Here is a 25,240-nt window from a genome sequence, read left to right as displayed (position 1 = left end):
GGGATCGGCGCTCCGGTCCATCCCGCCGCGCAGCAGGTGGGTGGGGGCTTATCGCATGCAGCTGGTCGGGATCTCCGCCTCGGTGGTCGTCGGGACCCTCCTTGTGATCGCCCTCTGGGCGGTCCGCCGGCGGCTCCTCGCCCGCGAGCGCGAGCTCGATCGCAAGGCCGAGGAGCTCGCGGTGAGCCGCGCCGCTTCGCTGCGGCTCGACGAGGAGCTCGTCGAGGCGCGGCGGGCCGAGGAGGAGGCGCGCAGGGCGCGGGCCGAGGCCGAGGCGGCGAGCCGGGCGAAGAGCGCGTTCCTCGCCAACATGAGCCACGAGCTCAGGACGCCGCTCAACTCGATCCTCGGCTTCGCGCAGCTCATGGAGCGCGACCTCTCGCTCGGCGACCGGCACCGCGAGAACCTCGCGGTCATCTGCAAGAGCGGCGAGCACCTGCTCGGCCTCGTGAACGACATCCTCGAGATGGCGAAGATCGAGGCCGGCCGGATGACGCTCGCCGACGCCGACTTCGACCTCCACGCCATGCTCTCGGGGCTCTCCGAGATGTTCGCTGTCGAGGCGCAGAAGCGAGGGCTCACGCTCACCGTGGAGCGCGAGCAGGACGTGCCGCAGCACGTCCACGGCGACGAGGGGAAGCTCCGGCAGGTGCTCATCAACCTGCTCGGCAACGCGCTCAAGTTCACGCCCCGGGGCGCGGTGACGCTGCGCGTGTGGGCGCGGCGCGGGACCGGCGCGCCCGACGGCGCGGCGGCGGCGCGGACGCGGGTGTCGTTCGAGGTGATCGACACCGGCCGGGGCATGGCCAGGGAGGAGATCGAGGAGCTCTTCGAGGCGTTCGCGCAGACGGCGGCCGGGCGGCGGTCCGGCGAGGGCACCGGCCTCGGCCTGCACATCAGCCGGCGCATCGTGCGGATGATGGGGGGCGACATGCAGGTCGAGAGCCAGCTCGGCCGCGGGACGACGCTCCGCTTCGACGTGCGCCTCACGCTGGCCGACGAAGGCGACGCGCCATCCGGCGGCGGGGCGCGCCGTCCGCCGACGCGGCGGGTCGTCGGGCTCTCGCCGGGCCAGCCGAGGTACCGCGTGCTCGTGGTCGACGACCGGTGGGACGTGCGCCACTGCCTGCTGAAGCTGCTCGACTCGGTGGGCGTCGAGGTGCGCAGCGCGACAAACGGGCTCGGCGCCGTGGCCCAGTGGGAGACGTGGGCGCCGCACCTCGTCCTGCTCGACCTCCGCATGCCGCTGCTCGACGGCTACGAGGCGGCGACCCGCATCAAGTCGAGCCCGCGGGGGCGGGAGACGGTCGTGGTCGCGATGACCGCGAGCGCGTTCGAGCAGAACCGGTCGCTCGCGGCGGAGGCCGGGTGCGACGATTTCGTGAGCAAGCCGTTCCGCGACGCGGACATCTTCGACCTCCTGACGAAGCACCTCGGGGCCCGCTTCGACCACGAGGATCGCCCCGCGGAGCGGCGGCCCGCGCCCGCGGCGCCGGCGGTCGACCTCGCGCGCGCGGCGGCCGGGCTGCCCGCGTCGCTGCGCAAGGACCTCCGGCGGGCGGCGACGCGGCTCGACGCCAAGGCCGTCCAGGCGGCCATCGACCGGTTCCGGCCGGAGGACGCGGAGCTCGCGGGGGCGGTGGCCGAGCTCGCGCGAGGGTATCGCTTCGACAGCATCTTGGCGCTATCGAGCGCTGACGAGGAGGAGCCGTCATGACGGACACCGACGCAAAGCCCGCGCCTCGCGGGACGGCCCCGGGCGCGCGGCCGGAGCGCCCCAGGGACGAGCCCGCCAACATCCTGATCGTGGACGACATGCCGGCGAACCTGTCGCTCCTGACCTCGATGCTGACGGCGCAGGGGTACGAGGTGCGGGCGGCGATCAGCGGCGCGATGGCGCTGATGTCGGCGGCGGCGGCGCCGCCGGACCTCATCCTGCTCGACGTGAGCATGCCCCACATGGACGGCTACGAGGTGTGCCGGCGGCTGAAGGGGGACGCTCGGACGGCGGACATCCCGGTCATCTTCCTGAGCGCGATGACCGGCATCGGCGACAAGGTGATGGCGTTCGACGCGGGCGGCGTCGATTACGTGACGAAGCCGTTCGAGCTGCGCGAGGTGCTGGCGCGGGTGGCGACGCAGCTGCTCCTGCACCGGCAGCGCCGGGAGCTCGATCGGCAGCGCAAGGAGCTCGAGGACCGCTACGCGCAGGTCCGCCAGATGCAAGCGGCGCTGCGCGGGTACCTCTCCGACAGGGCGTGGGAGAGCATCGAGGAGAGCGTGTCGTCGAACCGGCCGAGCGCGCCGGCGCGCGAGGTGCTGACGGTGCTGGTCAGCGACATCGAGGAGTTCGTGCGGCTCTCGGAGCAGGAGGAGCCGGGGCCGCTGCTCGCGGATCTCAGCCTGTACATGGCGACGGTGGCGCAGGTCGTCTACGACCACAAGGGCGAGGTCGACAAGTACGTGGGCGACGGCATGCTCGCGTTCTTCCGGAGCGCGCCGGACGCGCTCGCGGCGGCGCAGGGGATCCAGCGGAGCATCGCGGCCTTCAACGAACACCAGCGCTCGCAGGGCCGGGCCGCCTTCCCGACGCGGCTCGGGCTCTCGACAGGGCCAGTCCTCCTGGCGAGCATCGGGTCGAGCGGCAGGCGGGAGTTCACGATCATCGGCGATCGCGTGAACACCGCGTTTCGGATTCAGGCGCACGCGAAGGCCGGTGGCCTGCTGATGGACGAGGCGACGTTCGCCGCGGCCGGGAGCCCGGCAGGGGCGATGCCCGCGCTGGTGCGGATCCGGGGCAAGCAGGGAGAGGAGAAGCTCTATGCCATGGCGCCGGAGGCGATCTTGGTGAGCGCAGACACGGCGCGAACCGACGGCGGCGGGGCCTGAGGGCTCACGCTCGCTGGAGGCAGCGGAGAGGCCGGCTCTTCAAGGGTGCTTCGAGCGTGACCGGGTTGCGCCGCGCCCGCGGGGCCACGCGAGATCGAGCCCGTGGATCGGGTGATCCGTCGAAATCATTCGTTCTTGAACCACGCAAGGCGCTCGTGCAATAGTCGCCGCGGAGGACAGGACGAACATGAAGCTTCGACATTGCATTACCTTGCTGGGCCTGCTCGTGACATCGGGAGTGGGCGCAGCCGCGTGCTCGGATGACGACGGCGACACGACGGGGGCGTCGACCTCGACCGGCACCGGCGCGGGCGGCGACGGCGGCGGCGGCGGCGCGACCACCGGTACGGGCGGCGACGGCGGCGGCGCGACCACCGGTACGGGCGGCGCGGGCGCGGGCGGCGACGGCGGCGGCGACTCGGCCTGTGCCGATGGGGCGCTGCTCTGCGACGACTTCGAGTCGTACGAGGCCCAGGGCGCGCCCGGCGGCAAGTGGGAAGTCTACACGGCCATGGAGGGCTCCGCCGTCTCGGTCGACACGGCCATGGCGTACAGCGGCACCAAGTCGATCAAGGTGACCACGCCCGAGAGCTCGGGAGACAACAACTACAAGTCCGCCATGATCCAGTTCAAGGACGCGACCGCCTTGCCCGTCGAGGGGAACGTCATCCATGGCCGCATGATGTACTTCCTCGATGCCGCGCCTGACACGGACGTGCACTGGACCATCGCCGACGGCGCGGGCGTCGTTCCGGGCAAGGAGTTCGAGGGGATGCCCTACACCGCCGTGTACCGCTACGGCGGCCAGCATCCGATCGATGGCGGCAGCCAGCTCATGGCGAACTACGATACGCCCGGGCAATGGAGCAGTCCGCCGACGGCGCCGGCGACGGACTGCTGGCATCACGCCGAGGGGAAGGTGCTCCCGGTCGGCCAGTGGACGTGCGTCGAGTTCAGCTTCGACGGGCCGAACAACGAGATGCGCTTCTGGCTGAACGGCGCGGAGATCGCCGAGCTCAAGATGTCCGGGACCGGCCAGGGCTGCGCCAACGGGGTGGAGAGCTTCGAGTGGACCGCGCCGGAGTTCACGAGCATCGGCTTCGGCTGGGAGTCCTATCAGGCCGACGAGCCCCGCACGATGTGGATCGATGACGTCGTGATCGGCACCGAGCCCATCGGCTGCCCGCCCGCGCAGTGAGCTCGCGCGGCTGAGCTCGTCAGAGGCGCGGAGGTGGACTCCGCGCCTCGTTCATTTCAGCTCCGGGGCCCGAGCCGGGAGGGGCTCCCCGGGCCTGCGGCCTGCGCGGAGCGTGGGGACGAATCGGGACGGGTGCTCGCGGCGGTGGACGATTGTCGGGCTCTCCGGTTGATCGCTCGCCGGGTCCGCTCTACGAGACGGCGGTGGTTCAACGCCTCACAAACATGGAGGTCTCCGCTGTGATGAAACCGGCCTATCCCCTCTCGCTGCTCGCCTCGTTCGTCCTGGTCGTTGCCGCCTGCGGCGGCGCGCCCGAGCCGGCCCCCGCGGTCCCCGACGTACCCGCCCAGCCGACGCAGCCCGCGCCCGAGACGCCCGCTGCGCCGGCGCCGGCGCCGGAGGCCGCGGCCAGCCCCCCGCAGGGCGACAGCGCCGCGCCCGCGCCCGCGCCGCCCGTGACCGTCGAGGTGCCCATCGAGGCGCGGACCAAGTCGAAGCTGAAGGGCTCCGCGACCTTCACCGAGGTCGAGGGCGGCGTGAAGGTCGCCATCCAGGTCTCGGGCGCTCCCAAGGGCAAGATCGCCGTGCACGTGCACGAGACCGGCGACTGCAGCGCGCCGGACGCGAAGAGCGCGGGCGCGCACTACAACCCCGATAACCACCCGCACGGCCTCCCCGACGCCTCGGCTCGCCACCTCGGCGATCTCGGCAACATCGAGGTCAAGCCCGATGGGACCGGCACCCACGAGATCGTCGCCCAGGGCGCCAATCTCAAGCAGGGCGCCCCGAACAGCTTCCTCGGCCGCGCCATCATCGTCCACGAGAAGCAGGACGACGGCAGCCAGCCCGCCGGCAACGCCGGAGGGCGCATCGGCTGCGGCGTCATCGCGCAGAGCAAGTGACGCGGGCCGCCGCGCTGTACCACTGACACGTTGAATCCATCCTCCGGCGGCGCTCCGCGCCTCGGAGCCCCTCCCCGGCAGCACGGGAGTCGCCCGCTCCCGTGTCACCGAGGAGGAGCGCTGACCAAGTTCCCTTGCCCCCGCGGGGCCGAGCCGGGAGCCGGGAGGCTCCTGCCGCTCATGAGCAGCACGGCGACGATCACCGCCGCCACCGCCGCCAGGACGAAGGGCGCCCGGGGAGGCGAGCGCAGCCGCCGCTCCCACGACACCAAGGAGTCCCTGTCGGGCAAGTCCGGGTCGGCGAGCGCCCTCTCGGAGGCCTCCTCGACCCGCGGCCCCGCCGGCGCGGTGCCCCCCTCCCCCCGCGCCACGGGACCGGCCTCCGCCGGCACGCACGGCCTGTCCCGCACGGTGACGGCCTCGCTCGGCTCCCCAGGACCGACCTCCGCGCCTGGAGCCGAGGGCGGCGGAGCCGGGGGAGACGGCCCCTCCGTTCGCAGCGCGAACGCCACGCCGCCCGGCGACGGACCGGAGCCCGTGGCCACGGAGATCGGGCCGCGCTCCCCCGCGTCGATGCCGTCCACGCCGGCGTGCGCGCCGGCCAGCGAGTCGCGCAGGCCCCCGCGGAGCACGCGCTCGATGCGCTCGACGAGCGGCTGGGCAGCGGGCGGCGCGAACGGGCGGAGCGCCAGCACGAGCTCCGCCAGGTCGGGCCAGCGCCTGTCGCGGTCCCTCTCGAGACACCGCATGATGATCGGATCGATCTCCGGCGTGAGCCCGCGGCGGACCTTCGACGGCAGCGGCGGCACGAACTGGCCGCCGAGCACGAGCGAGACCGTCTGGACCGAGCGGGCGTGCATCGGATACCGGCCCGTGAGCAGGACGTAAAGCAGCGAGCCGACCGCCCAGATGTCCGCGCGCGCGTCGACGTCGCGCTGCCCGCGCATCTGCTCGGGAGGCATGTAGTGCGGCGTCCCGAGCATCTGGCCCGTGCTCGTCCGCATCTCGGCGACCCCCAGCGACGCCGCCTCCGATACCTTGGAGATCCCGAAGTCGAGCACCTTGATGCACGGCATGCCCTCGCGGGTGTGCGTCAAGAAGAGGTTGGCCGGCTTCACGTCGCGGTGCACGAGCCCCATCGCGTGGGCCTCCGCGAGCGCGTCGCAGGCCTGGATCACGTAGAGCGTCGCCTCCTCGATCGGCAGCGGGCCCCGCTTCTTGCGGAGGACCCGGAGATCGCGGCCGTCGAGGAACTCCATCACCAGGAAGGGCAGCCCGCTCTCGAGCCGCCCGACGTCGTGCACCTTGACCGCATGCTCGCTCTTGAGCCGCGCCGCGATCCGCGCCTCCCGGAGGAAACGCCCGCACATCTCCGGGTCGGCGGCGGTGGCCGGCAACAGCAGCTTGATCGCCCGGAGCTCACCGAGCTCCATGTGGGTCGCGGCGACCACCGCGCCCATCGCCCCCTTGTCGAGCAGGCGATCCACGCGGTACTTGCCAGCGATCAGGGTGCCGACCTCCAGCCCTTGGATCTCTTCCAGGCCGCGCATGTCCAAAGCCTCCGACCGAGAGCGCCGCGCCGCAATGCCCACCCTATCGCAATGGCCGGCTCAGCCGCCTCTCTGCACCCCGCTCGCCTTCTTGATCTCAACCGTCCGCCGCGCGCCGCCCGACTCGATCGTGAGCTCGACCGCGGCGTTCTCCTGCGCGTTCAGCAGCCCATAACGCAACGCGTCAAAGTTGGCGAGCGGCCGGCCGTTGACGGCCACCACCACGTCGCCGACGCGGACGCCGGCGGAGGCGGCGGGGCTGCTGTCGTCCACGGCCACCACCACGGCGTCGCCGCTCGTCTTCAGCTCGCCTTCGAGCAGGGGGAAGATGGGCGCCGCCGTCAGCCCGAACGCGCTCACGGTGCGCCGGTAGCTCTGCACGGCCGCGTCGAAGCTCTCCTTGCGCATGCGGTAGCGCGCGACGGCCATCACGGCGCCGTCGCGCTCCTGGAAGCGCGCGTCGACGCGCTCGGGGGTGGCGAACGCGCCGACTTGCTTCAGGTACCGGCTCGCCTCGGCCTCCGCCATGCCGGCCCGCCGCGCGCCGCCGCCGCGCGCCTGGAGGAAGCCATACGCCTGCGACCCCGCGAGCGCGGGCACGACGTTGCTCGCGAGCCGCGAGATCGCGTCGGCGCGCGCGGCCGACAGCGCCGCCTCGCGGGTCTCGCCGGTGCCCTCGCCGACCACGAAGATCGCGTCGCCCTCGGCGGCGAACGGCTGCTGCATCCAGGGAGGCATCTCGTCGGCCGGCGGCGCCGCGCGCCACCCCGCGCTCGCCGCGGGCGCCGCGCGCCACCCCGCGCTCGCCGCGGGCGCCGTGGCCGCCCCGGCGGCGGGGCGCGGGCGGCCCCAGCCGAGGTACGCGAAGCCCACGCTGAGGATCAGCAGCGCCGCCGCCGCCCCGACCGCCGCGAACGCCCACCGCGCGCCGGGGCCGCCGGCCGCGGAGGCGGTCGCGGCCCGCGCACGCCGGCGCGCCGTCGCCACCCCGGACGACGGCGCCCCCGCTGCCCCTGAAGCCAGCCCCCGCGACGCCGGCGCCCCCGCTGCCACCGCTGCCGCCGAAGCCGGCGCGCTCGCCCCCGGCGCCCCCGCTGCCGCTGCCGTCAGCGCCGTCCCCACGGCGGCCGAGCGCATCGTCGCCGCCGCCGGCGCGGGCATCCTGGAGGGCGCGTGCGGCGGCTCCAGCGCGGCGCCTAGCCGCTTCAGCGCCGGCCGGAGCGGCAGGAACGAGAGCGGCGCGTTGCACCGCTTGCACGGCATGTACGGCTCCCGGTCCTCGAGCGCGGCCTGGGCGGCCTCCCTCACGTCGAGCAGCGTCTGCCGGGGCGCATTGCACCGCTCGCAGGCGCCGTCGACGAGCGCCGAGGCCACGACCGCCCGCAGCGGGGGCGCCGCCGAGGCGAGGTGCTCGAGCAGCGCGACAGGACAGCCCTCGATCTGGATCGACGTCACCTCGTCGCCCAGCGCGCGGAGCGACAGCTCGAGCGCCCGCGCCCCCTCGGGCGTCACCCCCGCCCCCCCGGTGAGATCGAGGACCAGATCCCCCTCGATCCCGTCGAGCGCGCGCTTCCACCGGACGTGCGCGTCGAGCTTTCCGCGCACGCGGATGCGCGTCCCGCGCTCGTCCACCGTCTTCTCGATCGCCTCGCGGGTCCCGGCGTCGAGCCGCGCGATCTCGTCGAGCGCGACCCGCACGTCCTCGGGCAGCTGGATCCCCGCGTGGCTGACCGCGAACGCGAAGTAGCTCTCGGCGTCGTCGTCGAACACCGCCGCCCCGCCGCAGCGCGGGCAGGGGCTCGCGGGCGGCTCGTGCGTCCTGACCAGGTGCGCGTCCCTGTCGCAGTCGAACAGCCGATCGAACGCGGCGCCGCAGCGCTCGCACCGGTACGGGCCGTAGAAGGACACGACGCGCCCGTCGCCGAAGAAGCGGCGGATCATGCTGACCTGGTTGACGATCGGCTCGGTACAGCGGCCGATGTAGACCTCGGACGCGTTCAGCGAGACCTCGGCCAGCATCGCCATCCACTCGCGCACGCCGAACGACGTGACCCGCTGCACCCCGCCCAGATCGAAGAGCACGCGGCCCGAGATGCCCCGCGCGACGGCGAGCCCCTGGAGCTCCTCGGTCATCCGCCCCGACAGCGAGACGATCAGCAGGCTGCCCAGCCGGCGCTTTGTCACCGTGAGGGCCCGGGGCCCGTGCGCCCCCTCGGGCTCGGCCCCGGAGACGGCGTCCACGAGCGACGGCGACGGGTGCCTCCGCGAGCGCGGCGGCGGCGAATCCAGGTCCTGCGCGGACCCGAGCCGCGACGCCGCAAAGAGCGGCGCCGACAGCTTCGTGGCGACCCCGCCGGGGCGCTCGGTGCTGAGCGCGCCCTGCGGCGCCGGGGCCACGACGTCCAGCTCGCCCGCGAACGAGTCGTCGTTCTGGATCGACTCCTGCTTCTGGACGATGTGCGAGAGGAGGTCCGCCTCCGAGGAGAGCGCGCCCCGCCACGCCTCCACCCGCTGGCCGAACAGCTCCGCCATGAACGACGATAGGGCCAGCGACGAGGTGGCGAGCCGCTCCTCCCGGGCGAAGGCCTCGAGGTCGATCTGGAGGTCCCGCGCGGTCGCGTACCGCCTCTCCCGGTCCCGCTCCAGGCACTTGAGCACGATCCGCTGGAGCTCCGGCGGGTAGTCGCTGCACACCTGGATCGGCGGCAGCACCGGGTCCTCGACGATCGCCCGCATCAGCTCGAACTCGGTGACGCCGCGCCGGAACAGCCGGCTGCCCGTCGACATCTCGTAGAGCAGGATGCCGACCGAGTAGATGTCGCTCCGGCGATCGAGCTGCTCGCTCGTGCACTGCTCGGGCGACATGTACGGGACCTTGCCCTTGAGCGCGCCGTCGCGCGTCTCGTTGACGCGGTTCGCCGCCTTGGCGATCCCGAAGTCGAGGATCTTCACGGCCCCGTCGTACGTGACGAACACGTTGTGCGGGGACACGTCGCGGTGGACGATGTCGAGCGGCCTGCCGTCGAAGCCGACCTTCTCGTGCGCGTAGTGGAGCCCGGCCGCGACGCCGGCCGCGATGGTGATCGCGTGCTCGAACGGCATCCGCCGGTTCGCCGACCGGAGCGACTTCTTGACCGTCCTGAGGTCCTCGCCGTGGAGGTACTCCATGGCGATCACCGGGACGCCGTCGACCTCCTCGATGTCGTACATCTGGACCAGGTTGGGGTGGTCCAGGGTGGCGGCGATGCGGGCCTCATCGAGGAACATCCGCACGAACTCGGGGCTGTCGATGAGGTGCGGGAGGATCCGCTTGACGACGCAGATCTTCTTCACGCCCGAGATGCCCGCGACGGAGGCCACCCAGATCTCGGCCATCCCGCCCATGCCGATCTTCTTGAGCAGGCGGTACCTGCCGAGCGAGGCGAGGCGGCGCGATCCGGCGCTCAGGGGGCCGGCGGCGTGGCGCTCGGTCATGCGCTCGCCTCCGCCGTGCGGGCCGGCAGCGTCACTTCGGAAGGAGCGCGGCAGGCGATCATGGTGCTCATCGAGGGCCTTCGGCCTGGGACTTCGCGAAGCGGACGGTGCGGCGCTCACCGCGCGACTCGATCTGGAGGGCCATCGTACCATCGGCCGGGGTGCGCGCCCACGCGTCCGCCGCGGTCTTCCCGAAGGCCTCGACCGAGTGGACCGGGCGCTCATCGACCGCGAGCACGATGTCCCCCGCGGCGATCCCCGGCTCCGCGCCGCGCCGCGGGCGCGGAGCGGCGACGACGACGAGCTCGCCGGAGGTGCGCGCGCTCGCCTCGAGCTGGGGGAAGAAGCGCGCCACGGTGAGCCCCTGAAACGTGGCCGTCTGGCGGTAGCTCTCCGCGGCCGCGTCGAAGCTCCGCCGCGGCAGCCTGTAGCGCGCGAACGCGAGGACGCGGCCGCCTTCCCGCCGCACGACGGCGTCGACGCGCTCGGGCGTCGCGAACGACCCGACCTGGGCAAGGAAGCGCCGGGCGATGCGCTCGACGACCTCCGCGCGCTGCTCGGGCCGGGTCTCGGCCGGCGGGTGCAGGGCCACCAGCCCGACAAGGGGTGAGCTCGCGAGCTCGGCGGCGAGGCCGGACGTGAGGCGCTCGATCGCGCTGCTGCGCGCCGCCGCGAGCGCGTCCGCGTCGTCGGCCGCGGGGCCGCCGCGGCCGACGACGAAGACGCTGTCGCCCTCGATGACGAACGGCCGCTCCACCCACGCGGGCGGGAGATCGTCGATGACAGACCAGCCCGCCCGCGCTCGGCCGCTCGCCGAGGGCGCCGGCGCGCGCGTGGCCATCGCGGGCGCCGCCGGGACCGCCGGGGCCGCCGAGGCCGCGGGCGCCGCGGCGGGCGCCGCCGGCGCCGCGACGCCCGCGATCGAGGCGCGCGGCCCGGCGCGCCAGACCGCGAAGCCGGCGGCCACGAGCGCCACCCCGACGAGCAGCGCGACGAACGCCGCGCTGGCGCCCGCGCCGGGCTGCGGCGGCGGCGCCGCCGCAGCGGCCGGCTGCGGCGAGGCGCTCGACGGAGGCAGGGCCGGCGGCGGGGCCGAGGGCGGGCGCGCCGCGTGGGCGGCGAGCAGCGAGAGCAGCGAGCGGGAGCCGTCGAAGGCGAGCGGCGTGTTGCAGCGCTTGCAGGTGACGCGCGGATCCTTGCCGCCGCGGAGCAGGTCCGCGTGCTTGTCGACCTCGACGAGCGCCGTCCGGAGCGCGCTGCAGGACGCGCAGCGGCCCTCGACGACCGCGGACTCGATCCGCGCGAGCTGCGGCCAGGAGGGGCGCGCCACGCGCTCGGCCAGCAGCGGGGGACAGCCCTCGATGCGGACCGCCTCGACGGCGCCCTCGAGCTTGTGGAGCGCCGACTCGAAGCGCGCCGCGCCGTCGGCGGTGACCCCGGGGACGCCGCTGAGGTCGAAGACGACCTGGCCCTCGAGGCCGTCGATGATGCGGCTCCAGCGGAGCGAGGCGGTCAGCGTGCTCCCCACCTTGAGCCGCGTGACGCGCCCCTCGACGGACTTCTCCACCGCGTCGCCGCCCGACGGCTCGTCGCCCTTCTCGAGCTCGAGGAGGACCTCCCGCACGTCCGGCGGGATGGCGCCGGTGCCGTGCTGGGCGACGAACCCGAAGTAGGTCTCCGCGTCGTCGTCGAAGGCGCCGGCGCCGCGGCAGCGCGGGCACACCGCCTCGGGCGGCTTGCCCTCGGCGAGCGCGGCCGCGTCGAGGGCGCAGTCGACGAGCCGCTCGAACTGGGCGCCGCACGACTCGCAGCAGTAGGGCGCGTAGAACGAGACGACCTGCCCGTTCCCGGCGAACCGCCGGATCATGCTGAGCTGGTTGACGACCGGCTCGGAGCAGCGCGCGAGGTAGAGGGCGCGGAGGCGGGGCTGGGCCGCCTGGATCATCTGGAGCCACTCGCGGACGCCGAACGACGTGATCCGCTCGACGCCGGCGAGATCGAGCAGGACCCTGCCGTCGAGCTCCCGGGCGAGCGCCGCTCCCTTGAACGCCTCGGTCATGCGCCCGGCGAGCCGGACGACGAGGACCTCGCCGATCCTGCGCCGGTCGAACACGAGGCTGTCGAGGCGGCCGGAGGCGCCGGCGGGCGGCACGCACCGCGTCGGCGCGACGCGCTGCGACCAGGCGGACAGCGACGGCCGGTCCACGGTGGTGGGCATGCGCGCCGACGAGACAGGCGCCGAGGGGGGCGCGGGGATCAGCGGGCGCGACGCCCGGCGGCCGTTCGGCGCCACGCGGACGGTCGGTCGCACCTCCTCGACGGCCGGCCACGCCTCCGCGACGGCCGGCCGCGCCTCCTCGCCGCCGTCGTGCGCCGCGCGCAGCGTCCCCGGCGCGGCGCGCTCGCTCCTCGGCAGCGGGTCGGGCGCCTCGGAGAGGACGGTGAGGGTCATGGTCTGGTTGTGCAGGTCGCAGTGGCCGGCGGCGTAGGGCGAGATCTCCCCGTACGAGTAGAACCCCGTCACCTGCGTGCCCCGCGGCAGCACGCCCACCACCGCCTCGACCTCCTCCTCGGCCCGGTCGCCCAGCACGATCCGCCGACCCACGCAGCTGATCGCGATCGCCAGCGCGCTCTCGCCCGCCACCGCCGGCGCCGCCGCCCGGCCCGCCTCGCTCGCCGCCCGCGCCGCCTGCTCCGCCCCCCCGATCAGCCGCTCGAAGTCCGCCTTCATCAGCTGCACGAGGTGGCCTTCCGGCACGTCCCCCGCGAACGTCATCGACTGCCGCTCGTGGTCCACCGCCAGCACCGTGCGCACGAGGAACTTCTCGTCCCGCGCCGTCGCGCGCAGCGACAGCGGGAACAGCAGCGCCGACGCCGGCAGCTCCGACGCCTTGTCCCCGAGGTACTCCTTGTACAGCGACAGCGCCGGCCTGCCGTCCACCTCGTACAGCACGTTCCCCGCAGAGCGCGTCACCACCCGCTCCGGACCGAACTTGTCCCAGCCCCCCTTGGACCCGTGCTGGATCACCACGTGCTCGCCGTACAGCCCCACCGCCGCCACGAGCCCGCTCCGCACCGTGTCCCCGATGCACACCCACGTCCGCTGAAACCGCGTCCCGTCCCCGGACAGCCCCCCGGTCACCACCACCGACTCCGGCAGCACCGCGTTCATCCCCGCCACGAGCTGGCTGCCGTTCACCCCCAGCCCCTCCGACAGCACGAGCACTCCGCGCAGCCCCGGCCGGTCCAGCTTGCGCGCAAGCGCCTGCCCCGCCGCGAACGACCCCGACGCGCTCGCCACCTCCACCTGCGCCGCCGACAGCGCCGTCCGCTCGAAACGCGCCACCGCCACCGACAGCGTCCCGTCGCGCACCGACGTGCCCGCGATCTCCCCCGCGCTCGAGCACCCCACCATGTGCGATCTCGGGTACGCCCGCCGCAGCTCACGGATCGCTCCCGGGTCGTCCAGGAACTCCGGCGCGCCGAACACGAGCACCAGCGTCCGGTCGCTGTCGAGCGCGGGCAGCGCCCGCACCGACCACTTGCCGGTCTCGCGCGAGAACGAGAACGTCTCGCGCCGCATCCCGGGCGCCGCGCCCGACGCCGGCGACACGAGCGACAGCGGGTCGAAGTGGGTATCGGACGCGACCTCGAGCTCCTCGAACTCCGCCATCCCGCCCGCCGGCTGCGCGACGACACGGGCGGCCACGGCCGGCGTCCCCTTCGGGGGGCGCGGCCTTCGCTCCCGCGGGCCTTCGCCACGGACGAGCAGCGGGGAGCTCACCTCGGAGAGGACGGTGAGGGTCATGGTCTGGTTGTGCAGGTCGCAGTGGCCGGCGGCGTAGGGCGAGATCTCCCCGTACGAGTAGAACCCCGTCACCTGCGTGCCCCGCGGCAGCACGCCCACCACCGCCTCGACCTCCTCCTCGGCCCGGTCGCCCAGCACGATCCGCCGACCCACGCAGCTGATCGCGATCGCCAGCGCGCTCTCGCCCGCCACCGCCGGCGCCGCCGCTCGACCCGCCTCGCTCGCCGCCCGCGCCGCCTGCTCCGCCCCCCCGATCAGCCGCTCGAAGTCCGCCTTCATCAGCTGCACGAGGTGGCCTTCCGGCACGTCCCCCGCGAACGTCATCGACTGCCGCTCGTGGTCCACCGCCAGCACCGTGCGCACGAGGAACTTCTCGTCCCGCGCCGTCGCGCGCAGCGACAGCGGGAACAGCAGCGCCGACGCCGGCAGCTCCGACGCCTTGTCCCCGAGGTACTCCTTGTACAGCGACAGCGCCGGCCTGCCGTCCACCTCGTACAGCACGTTCCCCGCAGAGCGCGTCACCACCCGCTCCGGACCGAACTTGTCCCAGCCCCCCTTGGACCCGTGCTGGATCACCACGTGCTCGCCGTACAGCCCCACCGCCGCCACGAGCCCGCTCCGCACCGTGTCCCCGATGCACACCCACGTCCGCTGAAACCGCGTCCCGTCCCCCGACAGCCCCCCGGTCACCACCACCGACTCCGGCAGCACCGCGTTCATCCCCGCCACGAGCTGGCTGCCGTTCACCCCCAGCCCCTCCGACAGCACGAGCACTCCGCGCAGCCCCGGCCGGTCCAGCTTGCGCGCAAGCGCCTGCCCCGCTGCGAACGACCCCGACGCGCTCGCCACCTCCACCTGCGCCGCCGACAGCGCCGTCCGCTCGAAACGCGCCACCGCCACCGACAGCGTCCCGTCGCGCACCGACGTGCCCGCGATCTCCCCCGCGCTCGAGCACCCCACCATGTGCGATCTCGGGTACGCCCGCCGCAGCTCACGGATCGCTCCCGGGTCGTCCAGGAACTCCGGCGCGCCGAACACAAGCACCAGCGTCCGGTCGCTGTCGAGCACGGGCAGCACCCGAACGGACCACTTCTTCGTGTCTCGATCGTAATGGAACGTCTCGAGGATCATGGGGCTCGTCCCCCTGAGGCTACAGCACGCGGGCCACGACGAGCGTCATGTCGTCGTCGAGCGAGCGCTCGCCGCGGAACCGGGAGACCGCCCCGACGATCGCGTCCCTCGCCTCCTCGGGCGCGTACGTCGCGACGCTCTGGAAGAGCGCGCGCAGCCGCCTCTCGGTGAACTGCTCGCTCGACGCGTTCTCGCACTCGGTCACGCCGTCGGTGAACCAGAGGAGGGCATCGCCGCCCTCCAGCTGCACGGTGCTCGCCGCGTACTCGGCCGAGCGCGCTGCCCCGAGCGGCGAGCCCTGCGCGGCGAGCTGGCGGAGGGTGTTGTTCCTGACGAGGTACGGGAACGGGTGGCCCGCGTTCGCGAGGGAGAGCGAGCGGGCCGCCGGATCGAAGATGCACGCCGCGCAGGTCATCAAAAACTTCTGCTTCCCCGCCTCGAAGATCGAGCAGTTCATGAGCCGGAGCAGCTGCGCGACGCCGAGCTCCTCCCGCACGAACGTGCGCGCGATGTCGCACGCGGCCTTCGCCGCCCCCGTGATGATCGCGGAGGAGATGCCGTGCCCTGTCACGTCGCCGATGACCGTGAGCAGCTTGCCGTCCGGCAGGTCGTGGAAGGTCCACCAGTCGCCGCCGCACTCCGCCGCGGGCTGGAAGTGGCCGGCGAGCCGCAGCGAGCGCCGCTCGATGACGTCGTCGCTCGGCACGAGCATCTGCTGGACGGCGCGCGCGACCTCGAGCTGCTTCTTCAGCGACGCCCGCTCGGCGGTGTCGTGGAGCAGCTGCACGAGCCGGTCCCCGAGCGCGACGAGCTGGACGCGGACCTCGTGGATCGCCTCGTCCGCCTCGCTCGCCGGGGCGGCGCCCTCGGTGTCGCTGCCCGGCGCCGCGCCGCTCAGGGAGAGCAGATCGCTGAGCTTTGTCGCGAAGCGCCGCTTGGCCATGGAGATTGTCGAGTCGACGTCGAGCGGCCGCGCCGGCTCGACCTGCGAGCTGGCGGCGTCGTGGAAGATGGTCAGCGCGTCCCCGATGGCGACGACGACGCTGCGGAGGCGGTCGCGCTCGGCGAGCAGCTTGCGGTGGAGCGCGCCCATCTCGTTCGTCGAGAGGTCGAGCGAGCGGGTGAGCAGGCTCCTGTCGTCGGCGACGTGGCGGTAATGCTCGCTGATGCGCGCGACGACCTTGTTCCAGGTCTCCCTGTCGGGCGGCTCGCCGAGGTCCTCCAGGCCGAGGCGCCTGAGCTGCCGTGCGAGGAGCGGATCGATCTCAGCCATGGCGTCCCTCTCGGCCGGGCTGCGCTGGGCGCGTGGCGAGCCTGCGCGCTACCACTCGGGCCGCTCCAGCGTCTCCATCGCCGGCGTGGAGCGCTCGAAGAAGTGGATGGATGCGGGGAGGGAGCGGAACTCGCGCGGGTTCACGTCGAGGTCCCAGAACGAGGTGACCAGGGTCGAGGCGGTGGGCGAGACGTCGATGACCAGCACCGCGCCGGCCGCGTAGATCTTGAGCATGCCGAGGCCGGCGCCGCCGCGCGAGGTGTCGAGCACCGAGGCGCGGGTGGAGTCCGCGCCGCGGGCGCTCAGGCCGCGCGTGATGCCCTCGAAGACGTGGTGTCGCCGCAGGCCGCCGAACGGGTCGTGGGCCTGGAGCGCGATGTGGGCGCCGTCGGTGCCGAGCCGCAGCGTGGGGATCTCGTTCTCCTCGAGCGCGAGGTCGCACCGCCGGTCGTGGGTGTAGCGCGGGCGCCCGCGGCCATCGACGGGCGCGTCGTACATGGCGTTCATGAGCAGCTCGTGGGCGAGCGCGGCGAGCCGCTCGGCGACGCGCGCGGGGGCGCCGGCGCGCTCGGCCCAGTGCGCGACCTCCGTGACGGTGCGGTCCCGGTCCTCGCTCGTGCGGGGGCGCCATTTCACGATGGTGGCGCCCCAGGAGAGCAGGTCGGAGAGGCGGGGCGGGAGCGCGAGCGGCTTGACGATGCGGCGGACGGCGAGCGCGATCTCCCACGGCCGGGGCATCGAGGCGAAGCTCGGCCAGCCGACGATGCTGGAGAGCCGCGGCTCCTTCAGGGCGGCGTGGAGGACCGCGTCGGTGCTGCCGGAGGTCCACACGAGGAGCTGCAGGCTGGGGTAGCGCTCGGCCGCCCACTCGAGCGCGAGGTCGAGATCGGCGGCGTCGCAGCCGAGCAGCAGGGGTCGTTCGGACAGCCGCGCGCGCAGCTCGGCGGGGTCGCCGGCCACGGGCACGTCCTGCATGCCGGCGGCGGCCGACATGACGCGGGCGATCCGCTGGCCGACGACGCGGTTCCGCTCGAGCACGGCGATCGTCGCTTTCGGGGCAGAGTCGCTCAAGGGGGGCACCGCGGCGTGGTCCCCGGCAGCCGCTGCCCGGGGGTGCGCACGGCCATTACATCACGGTTCGCGTCCGGGGGCGCCACGGATGACGTCCCGCCGCGGCCCGCCGCGGCCCGCCGCGGCCCGCCGCGGCCCGCGAGGGCCCCCCTCGCCGGAGCTCCCGCGTCTGCTCGGCCGGACGGCGGGCGAGCTCGACATGCCCGCGCGAGCGGTGGCATTCTTCGGTCTGTGAGCGCTGGGCTCGCCCTCGCGCAGCCACCTCGGCGGCTGGCTTCGCCTCCGGGATCCTCTGGTCGGGCCGTTCATGAACGCTTCCTCGGTGATCGCAAGGGTGGCCATGCTGTTCATGCCGCTCGTCGCCCTCGCAGGAGCACAGGCAAGCTGCATGAAGAACACGACACCTTCATCGGAGCGGCAAACCCTCAGCAAGGGCAACCTGGACCGGGTGAAGCGCTACATCCTCGAGTCAGGCGAGCGATGCACTTACGTCAACAAGTACAACAACAACCCGTGTATCAAGCTTCCCCAGCTCCGTCTTTACCTGAATCCCGATCCGGGGCCAGATGGCCACCCGCAGTGGAACATCAACTGCGACATCACGCGTGGCGACTTCAACACCCTCGTGGTCCAAGAGGAGAGCGGCGACTCCGCCTATCACACGGTTGACTTTCGAGACGCGAACGCGATCGCCATCGAGGGCCAGGAGGGCACCGCGGAGCGCGAGATGCTGAGGTCGAAGCGCATCCTGGAAAGAGCGGTCCTCGCCGTCCTCCGGAGGGTGGATGCCGGGGCGAGCAGCCCAAAGGAAGAAGTCGAAGAGTAGGGCTCCACGCTCCCTTCGAGCGATGGATACCATCGCTCGCACCCGCCTGCTCCCGGCTCGGGCCGGGATCTTGTGCCAGACCGTGCCAGTTCTTTCGCCGGATGTCAGGGGTCGGGCGCGCGCGGTGCGCGGCGGCTCGGACGCGCCGCGCGTGTCGCCTCGGAGACACAGGAGCCCGCGTTCGGGGCCGGGGCGGCACGGCGGATGCTCGGCGAGCGGCATGCTGCGAACCCTTCGAACCTGTGCTCCCCCCTTCGTCCTGTCTCTGGCCGCGATCCTCGGTTGCGAGACGACAACCGAGCCGAACGAGAAACCGAACCCCGACCCGGGGGGCGAGGCGTGCCACGACGCCGACAAGCCCGGATGTGTGGTCGCCTCGGACAAACAGCGCATCTCGACCCCGGACGTGCCTCCGGGGGACAGGGCCGCGCTCGTCTCGGGCAACTCCGCCTTCTCGCTCGACCTCTACAAGCAGCTCCGCCAGAAGCCGGGCAACGTCTTCTACTCGCCTTACAGCATCTCGACGGCGCTCGCGATGACGTGGGCCGGCGCGAAGGGCGAGACCGAGGAGGCCATGGCTGATACGATGCACTTCGACCTCGGGCAGGACAGGCTCCACCCGGCGTTCAACTGGATCGACCAGGAGCTCGAGAGCCGCGGTCAGGGCGCCCAGGGCGCCGACGGAGCGGGCTTCCGCCTCAACGTCGTGAACGCGCTCTGGGGGCAGATCGGCTACCCGTTCGAGGCGCCCTTCCTGGACACGCTCGGGCTGAACTACGGCGCCGGAATGCACGTCGTGGACTTCGTGGACCACCCGCAGGACGCGGTCGATCTCATCAACGGCTGGGTCAGCGACAGGACCGAGGGCAAGATCGAGAAGCTGGTGCCCGTCGAGGCGATCACCCCCGAGACAGTGCTTGTCCTGACGAACGCCATCTATTTCAACGCGGCGTGGCGCACCCCCTTCGAGCCCACCGCGACGGAGGACGGCCAGTTCGAGAAGGCCGACGGGACCGACGTGACCGTGCCCCTGATGCACGCCAACCTGGAGATGCCGTACGCCGAGGGCGACGGCTACAAGGCGGTCGCGATGCCCTACGACGGGGGCGAGCTGTCGATGGTGATCCTCCTGCCGGAGAAGGGCACGCTCGACGCGTTCGAGGCGTCGCTCGACGCGGCGAAGGTCGACGGCATCGTCGGCGCGATGAGCGAGCACCTGGTCGACACAACGATGCCCAGGTTCAAATTCGAATACGAGCTGAGCCTCAAGGACACGCTGAAGGCGATGGGGATGGAGATCGCGTTCACGTCCGGCGTCGCGGACTTCACCGGGATCAACGCCACGGGACAGCCCTACATCCAGGACGTCCTCCACAAGGCGTTCGTCGGCGTGAACGAGGCCGGCACCGAGGCGGCGGCCGCGACCGCGGTCATCGTCGGCGACGAGTCGGCGCCCCAGCCGGCGTCGCTCGCGCTCGTGAGTCCCTTCCTGTTCCTCATCCGCGACAACGCGACGGGCAGCCTCCTGTTCGTCGGCCGCATCGCCGACCCCAGCGCGAGCTGAACACCGCGCCTCGGCGCCCGAGCGCCCTGGGCTCACGCCGGGCGCGACCACCGGCAGCGGTGGCACGAATCGACGCACCCCGTCATCGCCCTCCTGCCGAGCCATCTCCCCGGCGGTCGCTCTCCTCTGTGTCCGACCCCACTGTCCCCCCATGCCGCTCCCCTCGAGCCCGTCGAGCCCGCGCCGCAGCGGTGGTAAGGGATCTCTCATGAGCTTCATCGATTCACCCGGCGAGCTTGCGCCGAGCTCGTCCGCTGCCCGCGCTTCCTCTGCTCCCCGCCTGCTGGTCGTCGGCTGCGGCGGGATCGGCGGCATCGTCGCCGCGCACCTCTACGAGCAGGGCCACGACGTCACGGCGTTCACGACGAACCCGCTCATCGCGGACGCCATCAACGCCGGCGGCTTCCGGGTGCGCGGCGAGGCGAGCCCGGGCACGGTCCGCGGCCGCGCGGTGCGCGAGCTCGGCCCGGACACCCGCCCCTTCGATTACGTCGTCCTCGCGACGCAGCCGCCGCAGGTCGAGGAGGCGGCGCGCGGCGTTGTCGCGCACCTCGCCCCGTCGGGCGCGATGCTCTGCCTCCAGAACGGCCTCTGCGAGGAGCGCATCGCCCGCATCGCCGGCCCGGAGCGCACCTTCGGGGGCATCGTCGCGTGGGGCGCCTCGATGGTCGAGCCCGGCGTGTACGACCGCACCTCGAGCGGCGGCTTCGTCCTCGGTCGGCTCGACGGCGCGCGCGACCCGCGCCTCGACGAGCTCGCGCGCATCCTCGAGGCGATCGGCGCGACGACCGTCACCGACAACCTCGCCGGCGCGCGCTGGTCGAAGCTCGCCATCAACTGCGCCATCTCGTCGCTCGGCACCGTCGGCGGCGATCGCCTCGGCGCGCTCCTCAGGCACCGCTTCGTCCGCCGCCTCGCGCTGGAGATCATGACCGAGACCGTGCAGGTCTCGCGCGCGATCGGCGTGCGCCTCGAGAAGGTGGCGGGGACGCTCGACCTCGACTGGATCGCGCTCACGGACGCCGAGCGCACCGCGGCGGGCTCGCCGGGCCTGTTCGCGAAGCACGCGCTGCTCCTCGCGGTCGGCGCGCGCTACCGCCGCATGCGCTCGTCGATGCTCGCCGCCATCGAGCGCGGCCGTCCGCCCGCTGTCGACTTCCTGAACGGCGAGGTCGTCGAGCGCGGCGCGGCGCTCGACATCGCGACCCCGATCAACGCCGCGGTCCGCGAGGAGGTGCTCGCGATCGCCGCCCGCAAGCGCAAGCCGGGCCTCGCGCAGCTGCGCGCGCTGTTCGACCGGACGCGCGAGCTCGTGGGCGCGACGTCATCGTCCATGCGGCCCCCGCCCGCGGATGCGCCGCACGAGCCGTCCATGGCGGCGGCAAGCGCTCGGACGGCCGCATCGGACGAGCCGTCCGCGGCGGCAGCGGACGTGCAGGCGACCGGGGCGGACGAGCAGGCGGCGGCAGCGGACGTGCAGGCGGCGGCAGTGGACATCCAGAACGATCGCGAAGGCACGTAGCGCAGACCGCTGACCCGCCGGCGGCGGCGGAAAAACGAGAGGACACCGGGGGACACCGACATGTGTCCCGGCGTTCCTGGCGTCGTCGCGGATCGCGCTCTCCGCGTCGTCGCGGCGCGATCTCTTTGTCGCGCCGGCGCGTCGAAGTTGGGTAGCATCGGGCGTCTCTTCCTGTGGATCTCGAGCAGGTCCCACGACGAGGAGCCCTCATGACGCACTCCCCGCTTGCTCCCTCCTCCCGGCGCGGCCCCGCGCTCGGCGGCCGTGTTCCCCTCTTGCTGCCCGCCGCGCTCGCCGCGCTCGCCGCGTGCGGCGGCGGCGGAGGCGGCAGCGGGGCCGCAGGCGGCGGGGGTGGTGGTGGCGAGGGCGGCGCCGGCGGCGGCCCCGTCATCGAGGAGCCGAACCGGTTTCGCCTGCGCATCGACGACGCGGAGGTCCCGTCGGTCGTCCTGGAGCTCGACAAGCAGAAGGCGCTCCAGGTCTTCGGCGAGGACGGCGCCAAGCAGATCACGATCCTCAACGTCGACACGACAGGCCTGCTCCGGAGCGCGCTCGATCAGATCCAGAACGCGTGCGGGACCTCGTGGCGGAACGACAGCGCGAGCCCCGGCCACGACTGCGCGCTCACCCCGCTCGGCCAGAGCTTCGGGGCGGCGTGGCGGACGTCGCCGGAGTTCGCGCTCGTCCGGCTGCTCAGCATGACGCCCGCCAACGCCAATGTGGAGGGGACGTCGCTCGAGGAGCTGAGAGCACTCTTTGATGACAACCCCGGCACTTTCGCGTTCGACTTCGCGGACATTCTCGCCGACAGCATCAGCCTCGATCTGGCGGTCCCGCCGGAGCCGACGGCCACGCGCGACAACCGAACGGCCCCGCTCGTGCCGATACCGAAGCTCATCCTCGCCCTCCAGCAGCAGCTGCTTGGCCCGCACCCGGCCATCGCCAGCCTGGACGGCGTGAGGATGCCTGTCAGCCTCTACGAGGCCCTGTTCGATCTTCAGCCGCTGTCCGAGAAGCTCGGGCCCAGCGGGGACCACCCCGGCGTGCTCGTGCCGGACGACGAGACCTTCACGACGAAGAGCGACGTCCTGCTGCCCGACTTCCAGATGCGCGTCGTCGCCGAGTCCGGCCTGCGCAGGGTCACGGGGATCGACCTCTCGAAGGGAGGCGGCGACATGTTCCTCCGGCTCGGCGACGCGCCGCTCCGGTTCGACTTCAACGATCCGGAGAAGCTCCAGATCACCGGCATCGCCCCGACGCCGACGGTCGATATGCGCATCTCGCTGCGCGAGCTGCCCACCACTGTGCCGTCGTGCACCGAGGTGCCGGCCTGCAAGGAGAACTCTCCGGGCATGCCGGTCGGCACCGATACGGTATGGACCGTCCCTCCATTCATGCTCGAGCACATCGTGGGCAAGGCGGCCTACCTCAGCTATGGCGAGCGCGTGCCCTTCACGGGGTGCTACTTCCGGTCTGGCACGACCTGCCGGCTGGGCGTGAACATCGGCCAGGACGGCGAGCCGCCGGGCTGGTCCGTCTTCCTCGGCAACATCGCTTTCCCGCCCGACCCGCCGCCCCGCATACCGGATCCGCAGTTCTTCTGGGAGCTGCTCACCGATGTTGCGCAATTCGCCATCCACGACCCGACCGGCGACGGCATCCCCGACATCGCTGACGGCGCCGCCCAACCGGTCTACGCGCTCCACGGCGTCGGCATCGGCCTCACCGGCGAGCAGATCCTCGCCGACCTCCGCCCGACCCTGCAGAGCCAGGCCAAGGAGATCGCCGAGATCATCCTCGGCAGGTACTGGGTCAACAACGACGCGCTCGACTTCTTCTACGACCGTGGCGCGCCGGGCGGCGCGCCAACGCTCTTCTTCGTTGCCGAGGGCGACCTCCGGCCTTCGGATCAAAGCTCGGAGGCCCCGCGCGCCTACACGTACGAGAGGCCCGGCTTCTTCACGAGCCCGGACCTCGACGAGGCGAGCAAGGTCTCGAAGAAGGAGCTCGAGGGCCTCGCCGACACAGCGCACGAGAAATACAGGCTGCCGCCGGGCGAGACCACGCTCTACATGCAGGACGACGAGGGCGCCGTCCACGAGGTCCGCTTCCACGTGCCCGACAGCGACGATCCGGTGGAGATCACCGCCGACGTGGAGAGGCTCTGATCATGGAAGCGCGAGACAGCATCCGCCCCGCCGCCCCCCCTTGCCGCCGGCTCGCCCGGCTCGCCCCCCTGGCCGCCGCCGCCCTCTCCTGCGCGCTGCCCGGCTGCGTCGACGCCGTCACCGTGGAGCAGCCGCCGCCCCCGGCGGCGCTCGGCGTGGACGAGAGCCGCGCCCTCACGCTCGAGTTCCTGCGGTTCGACGCGAGGGGCTTCGCCAAGACGCTGACGCTCGACGAGCTCAAGGCCATCCCGCGGCCCACGCTCGAGGGGATATGGCTGCTCGATCTCGACATCGCGGCCCTCATCGAGAACGCGCTGCTCAAGGTCATGTACATGCCCCCCGCCGAGATCGACGCGCTCCCGCCCGCGTCGAAGAACCTCGTCGGACTCCTGAACATGACGCCCGAGAACGCCGATCTCCGCGGCACGAGCCTCGAGGGCCTGCTCGGCGTCGGCAACGCCGTCGGGCTCCCGACGTCGAAGATCCTCGCGGACCTCGTGGGCGCGGCCGGCAACGAGCGGCTCATCCCCGTCCAGATCACGGCGCAGGCCGTCCTGGAGAACCTCGTCAGCACCCACCCGAACACCCAGCGCCGCAGGGGACCGCCGAACGACGAGCACCCGGACGGCATCTACCCCGTCGCGCCCCACGCGATCCCCGTCACGCTCTACGACGTGGTCACCGACTTCGCCGGCCTCGCCGAGCAGTTCGGCCCGGCGCCGCTCGATCCGGACGACCCGGGCGGAGCAAAGCACCCCGGCTTCATCAAGGCCGCCTCCGGGGTGAAGGCGGCCCTCGACGACTTCACGATGACGGTCCGGGTCGACGTCAACGCCCTCCCGTACAAGGGAGTCGACGCGACGAGGGCCGACGTCGCGAGCGTCAACAGCACGCCCGGCCAGATAGACACCCTGTTCGATTTCAGCGAGCCGGACTGGCTCGAGCTCGACAACCTGGCCAAGAACCTCAGCATCGGCGAGCTGACCCTGGCCATCCCCGAGAGCGCGACGTACCTGCCGGGCGGCACGAGCCGGGAGCCCGCGCCGCGCGGCGATTCGCCCGTCTGGGAGCGGCCGCTCTGGGAATTCGAGCACATCCTCGCCCGCGCCGGCGAGCTCAGGGCAGCGCGAATCGAGGACCATTGCTCCAGCTACGGGCCCCAGGGCACGTCCACGAGCGACTTCCAGCCGGTGAAGGTCTGCGTCGATGACACCGGATGGACCGAGATCAGCGTCGACAGCAGCATCGTCCTCGAGGATCCGCCGCCCGCGCCGTCCTACTTCTGGGACATCCTCCTCGAGGTGGCCCAGGCGCGGCTGCACGACGGCGGCCTCGCCGAGGGGGAGGCCGACCTCGAGGTGACGCTCCGCGACGTCCCGGTCGGCGTGAAGACCGAGGATCTCGTCGCGAGCATCAAGGAGAACCTCGCGAGGGATCCGGCGGTCCTCAAGGAAATGGCGATCGAGCTCAACGACAACGCCGCCGGCGACGCGGACTTCTACCTCTACCAGCCGAGCACCGAGAGCGGCGTCGCCGGCCAGCGGGATTACCTCTACTTCGTCGCGCCCGACGACATCCGCAAGGACGCCGAGGGCGCGCGCGTGCGCGACTACGCGTACGAGAGCCCGGGCTTCTTCGCCGACGCCGCGCTCACGAAGAAGGTATCGACGACCGAGGAGATCGACGGCGATGCGCTCCACGAGAAGGTGGAGGTCAAGCCAGGAGATACGCTGTATTTCGCGGACGACGAGGGGCGCCGCTACGAGATCAAGATCGGCGACAAGCCGAGCGCCCATCGCCTCTCACTCACCCTCACCCGGATCCAGTGATCGGCCCCCCCACCGTGAGGACCCGTGTCATGACA

General features: G+C 72.7%; 14 protein-coding genes. 9 read left to right on the top strand and 5 right to left on the bottom strand.

The window, feature by feature from the left end; genetic code table 11:
- The first annotated feature begins 55 nt into the window (after positions 1–55).
- The 4 genes from WMF17_RS42545 to WMF17_RS42530 all read left to right on the top strand — a co-directional run bounded on the left by WMF17_RS42545 (position 56) and on the right by WMF17_RS42530 (position 4,989).
- Positions 56–1,717, top strand: a complete 1,662-nt coding sequence (locus WMF17_RS42545; RefSeq protein ID WP_437646611.1) for an ATP-binding protein — start codon at positions 56–58, stop codon at positions 1,715–1,717.
- Positions 1,714–2,889, top strand: a complete 1,176-nt coding sequence (locus WMF17_RS42540; protein ID WP_437646610.1) for a response regulator — start codon at positions 1,714–1,716, stop codon at positions 2,887–2,889. The genes WMF17_RS42545 and WMF17_RS42540 overlap by 4 nt, the downstream gene beginning before the upstream one ends.
- Before the next feature lie 187 nt (positions 2,890–3,076).
- Complete coding sequence (locus WMF17_RS42535; protein WP_437646609.1) at positions 3,077–4,087, top strand: hypothetical protein; 1,011 nt, start codon at positions 3,077–3,079, stop codon at positions 4,085–4,087.
- 242 nt (positions 4,088–4,329) lie between these two features.
- Positions 4,330–4,989, top strand: coding sequence for a superoxide dismutase family protein (locus tag WMF17_RS42530; RefSeq protein WP_437646608.1), 660 nt, complete (start codon positions 4,330–4,332; stop codon positions 4,987–4,989).
- A 104-nt stretch (positions 4,990–5,093) separates the two neighbouring features.
- On the opposite strand, the gene WMF17_RS42525 is transcribed toward WMF17_RS42530, so the two are convergent.
- From WMF17_RS42525 to WMF17_RS42505, 5 genes are all read right to left on the bottom strand, one after another.
- Positions 5,094–6,539, bottom strand: a complete 1,446-nt coding sequence (locus WMF17_RS42525) for a serine/threonine-protein kinase (RefSeq protein WP_437646607.1) — start codon at positions 6,537–6,539, stop codon at positions 5,094–5,096.
- A 60-nt stretch (positions 6,540–6,599) separates the two neighbouring features.
- Positions 6,600–10,013 carry a protein kinase domain-containing protein gene (locus tag WMF17_RS42520; RefSeq protein WP_437646606.1) on the bottom strand — a complete coding sequence of 1,138 codons (3,414 nt, stop codon included), beginning with the start codon at positions 10,011–10,013 and terminating at the stop codon, positions 6,600–6,602.
- A 67-nt stretch (positions 10,014–10,080) separates the two neighbouring features.
- Complete coding sequence (locus WMF17_RS42515) at positions 10,081–14,952, bottom strand: FIST N-terminal domain-containing protein (RefSeq protein WP_437646605.1); 4,872 nt, start codon at positions 14,950–14,952, stop codon at positions 10,081–10,083.
- Between the two features lie 19 nt (positions 14,953–14,971).
- Positions 14,972–16,225: a PP2C family protein-serine/threonine phosphatase gene (locus WMF17_RS42510; RefSeq protein WP_437599271.1), complete on the bottom strand. Its 1,254-nt coding sequence runs from the start codon at positions 16,223–16,225 to the stop codon at positions 14,972–14,974.
- Positions 16,226–16,273: 48 nt separating this feature from the next.
- Positions 16,274–17,296 (bottom strand): hypothetical protein, encoded by a 1,023-nt coding sequence (locus WMF17_RS42505; RefSeq protein ID WP_437646604.1) that lies wholly within the window; start codon positions 17,294–17,296, stop codon positions 16,274–16,276.
- 307 nt (positions 17,297–17,603) lie between these two features.
- On the opposite strand from WMF17_RS42505, the gene WMF17_RS42500 reads away from it, so the two are divergent.
- From WMF17_RS42500 to WMF17_RS42480, 5 genes are all read left to right on the top strand, one after another.
- Positions 17,604–18,122: a hypothetical protein gene (locus WMF17_RS42500; protein WP_437646603.1), complete on the top strand. Its 519-nt coding sequence runs from the start codon at positions 17,604–17,606 to the stop codon at positions 18,120–18,122.
- A 220-nt stretch (positions 18,123–18,342) separates the two neighbouring features.
- Positions 18,343–19,686 carry a serpin family protein gene (locus tag WMF17_RS42495; RefSeq protein ID WP_437646602.1) on the top strand — a complete coding sequence of 448 codons (1,344 nt, stop codon included), beginning with the start codon at positions 18,343–18,345 and terminating at the stop codon, positions 19,684–19,686.
- A gap of 208 nt (positions 19,687–19,894) precedes the next feature.
- Complete coding sequence (locus tag WMF17_RS42490; protein ID WP_437646601.1) at positions 19,895–21,208, top strand: ketopantoate reductase family protein; 1,314 nt, start codon at positions 19,895–19,897, stop codon at positions 21,206–21,208.
- Between the two features lie 209 nt (positions 21,209–21,417).
- Positions 21,418–23,376, top strand: coding sequence for a hypothetical protein (locus WMF17_RS42485; RefSeq protein ID WP_437646600.1), 1,959 nt, complete (start codon positions 21,418–21,420; stop codon positions 23,374–23,376).
- A gap of 2 nt (positions 23,377–23,378) precedes the next feature.
- A complete protein-coding gene (locus WMF17_RS42480) occupies positions 23,379–25,205 on the top strand; it encodes an acetyltransferase (RefSeq protein WP_437646599.1) in 1,827 nt (608 codons plus the stop codon).
- The last annotated feature ends 35 nt before the right edge of the window (positions 25,206–25,240 follow it).

The sequence above is a fragment of the Sorangium sp. So ce362 genome, from assembly GCF_051519845.1.
Classification (GTDB): Bacteria; Myxococcota_A; Polyangia; order Polyangiales; family Polyangiaceae; genus Sorangium.
Note: the sequence above shows the minus strand (reverse complement) of the source record. Positions and strands in the feature narration are given on the sequence as shown.

Bases quoted from the DNA above. Each gene is read 5' to 3' on its own strand.
- WMF17_RS42535 (WP_437646609.1), top strand. From the start codon at position 3,077: ATGAAGCTTCGACATTGCATTACCTTGCTGGGCCTGCTCGTGACATCG.
- WMF17_RS42540 (WP_437646610.1), top strand. From the start codon at position 1,714: ATGACGGACACCGACGCAAAGCCCGCGCCTCGCGGGACGGCCCCGGGC.
- WMF17_RS42495 (WP_437646602.1), top strand. From the start codon at position 18,343: ATGCTGCGAACCCTTCGAACCTGTGCTCCCCCCTTCGTCCTGTCTCTG.
- WMF17_RS42500 (WP_437646603.1), top strand. From the start codon at position 17,604: ATGAACGCTTCCTCGGTGATCGCAAGGGTGGCCATGCTGTTCATGCCG.
- WMF17_RS42530 (WP_437646608.1), top strand. From the start codon at position 4,330: ATGAAACCGGCCTATCCCCTCTCGCTGCTCGCCTCGTTCGTCCTGGTC.
- WMF17_RS42525 (WP_437646607.1), bottom strand. From the start codon at position 6,539: ATGCGCGGCCTGGAAGAGATCCAAGGGCTGGAGGTCGGCACCCTGATC.
- WMF17_RS42490 (WP_437646601.1), top strand. From the start codon at position 19,895: ATGAGCTTCATCGATTCACCCGGCGAGCTTGCGCCGAGCTCGTCCGCT.
- WMF17_RS42480 (WP_437646599.1), top strand. From the start codon at position 23,379: ATGGAAGCGCGAGACAGCATCCGCCCCGCCGCCCCCCCTTGCCGCCGG.
- WMF17_RS42510 (WP_437599271.1), bottom strand. From the start codon at position 16,225: ATGGCTGAGATCGATCCGCTCCTCGCACGGCAGCTCAGGCGCCTCGGC.
- WMF17_RS42485 (WP_437646600.1), top strand. From the start codon at position 21,418: ATGACGCACTCCCCGCTTGCTCCCTCCTCCCGGCGCGGCCCCGCGCTC.
- WMF17_RS42545 (WP_437646611.1), top strand. From the start codon at position 56: ATGCAGCTGGTCGGGATCTCCGCCTCGGTGGTCGTCGGGACCCTCCTT.
- WMF17_RS42515 (WP_437646605.1), bottom strand. From the start codon at position 14,952: ATGATCCTCGAGACGTTCCATTACGATCGAGACACGAAGAAGTGGTCC.
- WMF17_RS42520 (WP_437646606.1), bottom strand. From the start codon at position 10,013: ATGACCGAGCGCCACGCCGCCGGCCCCCTGAGCGCCGGATCGCGCCGC.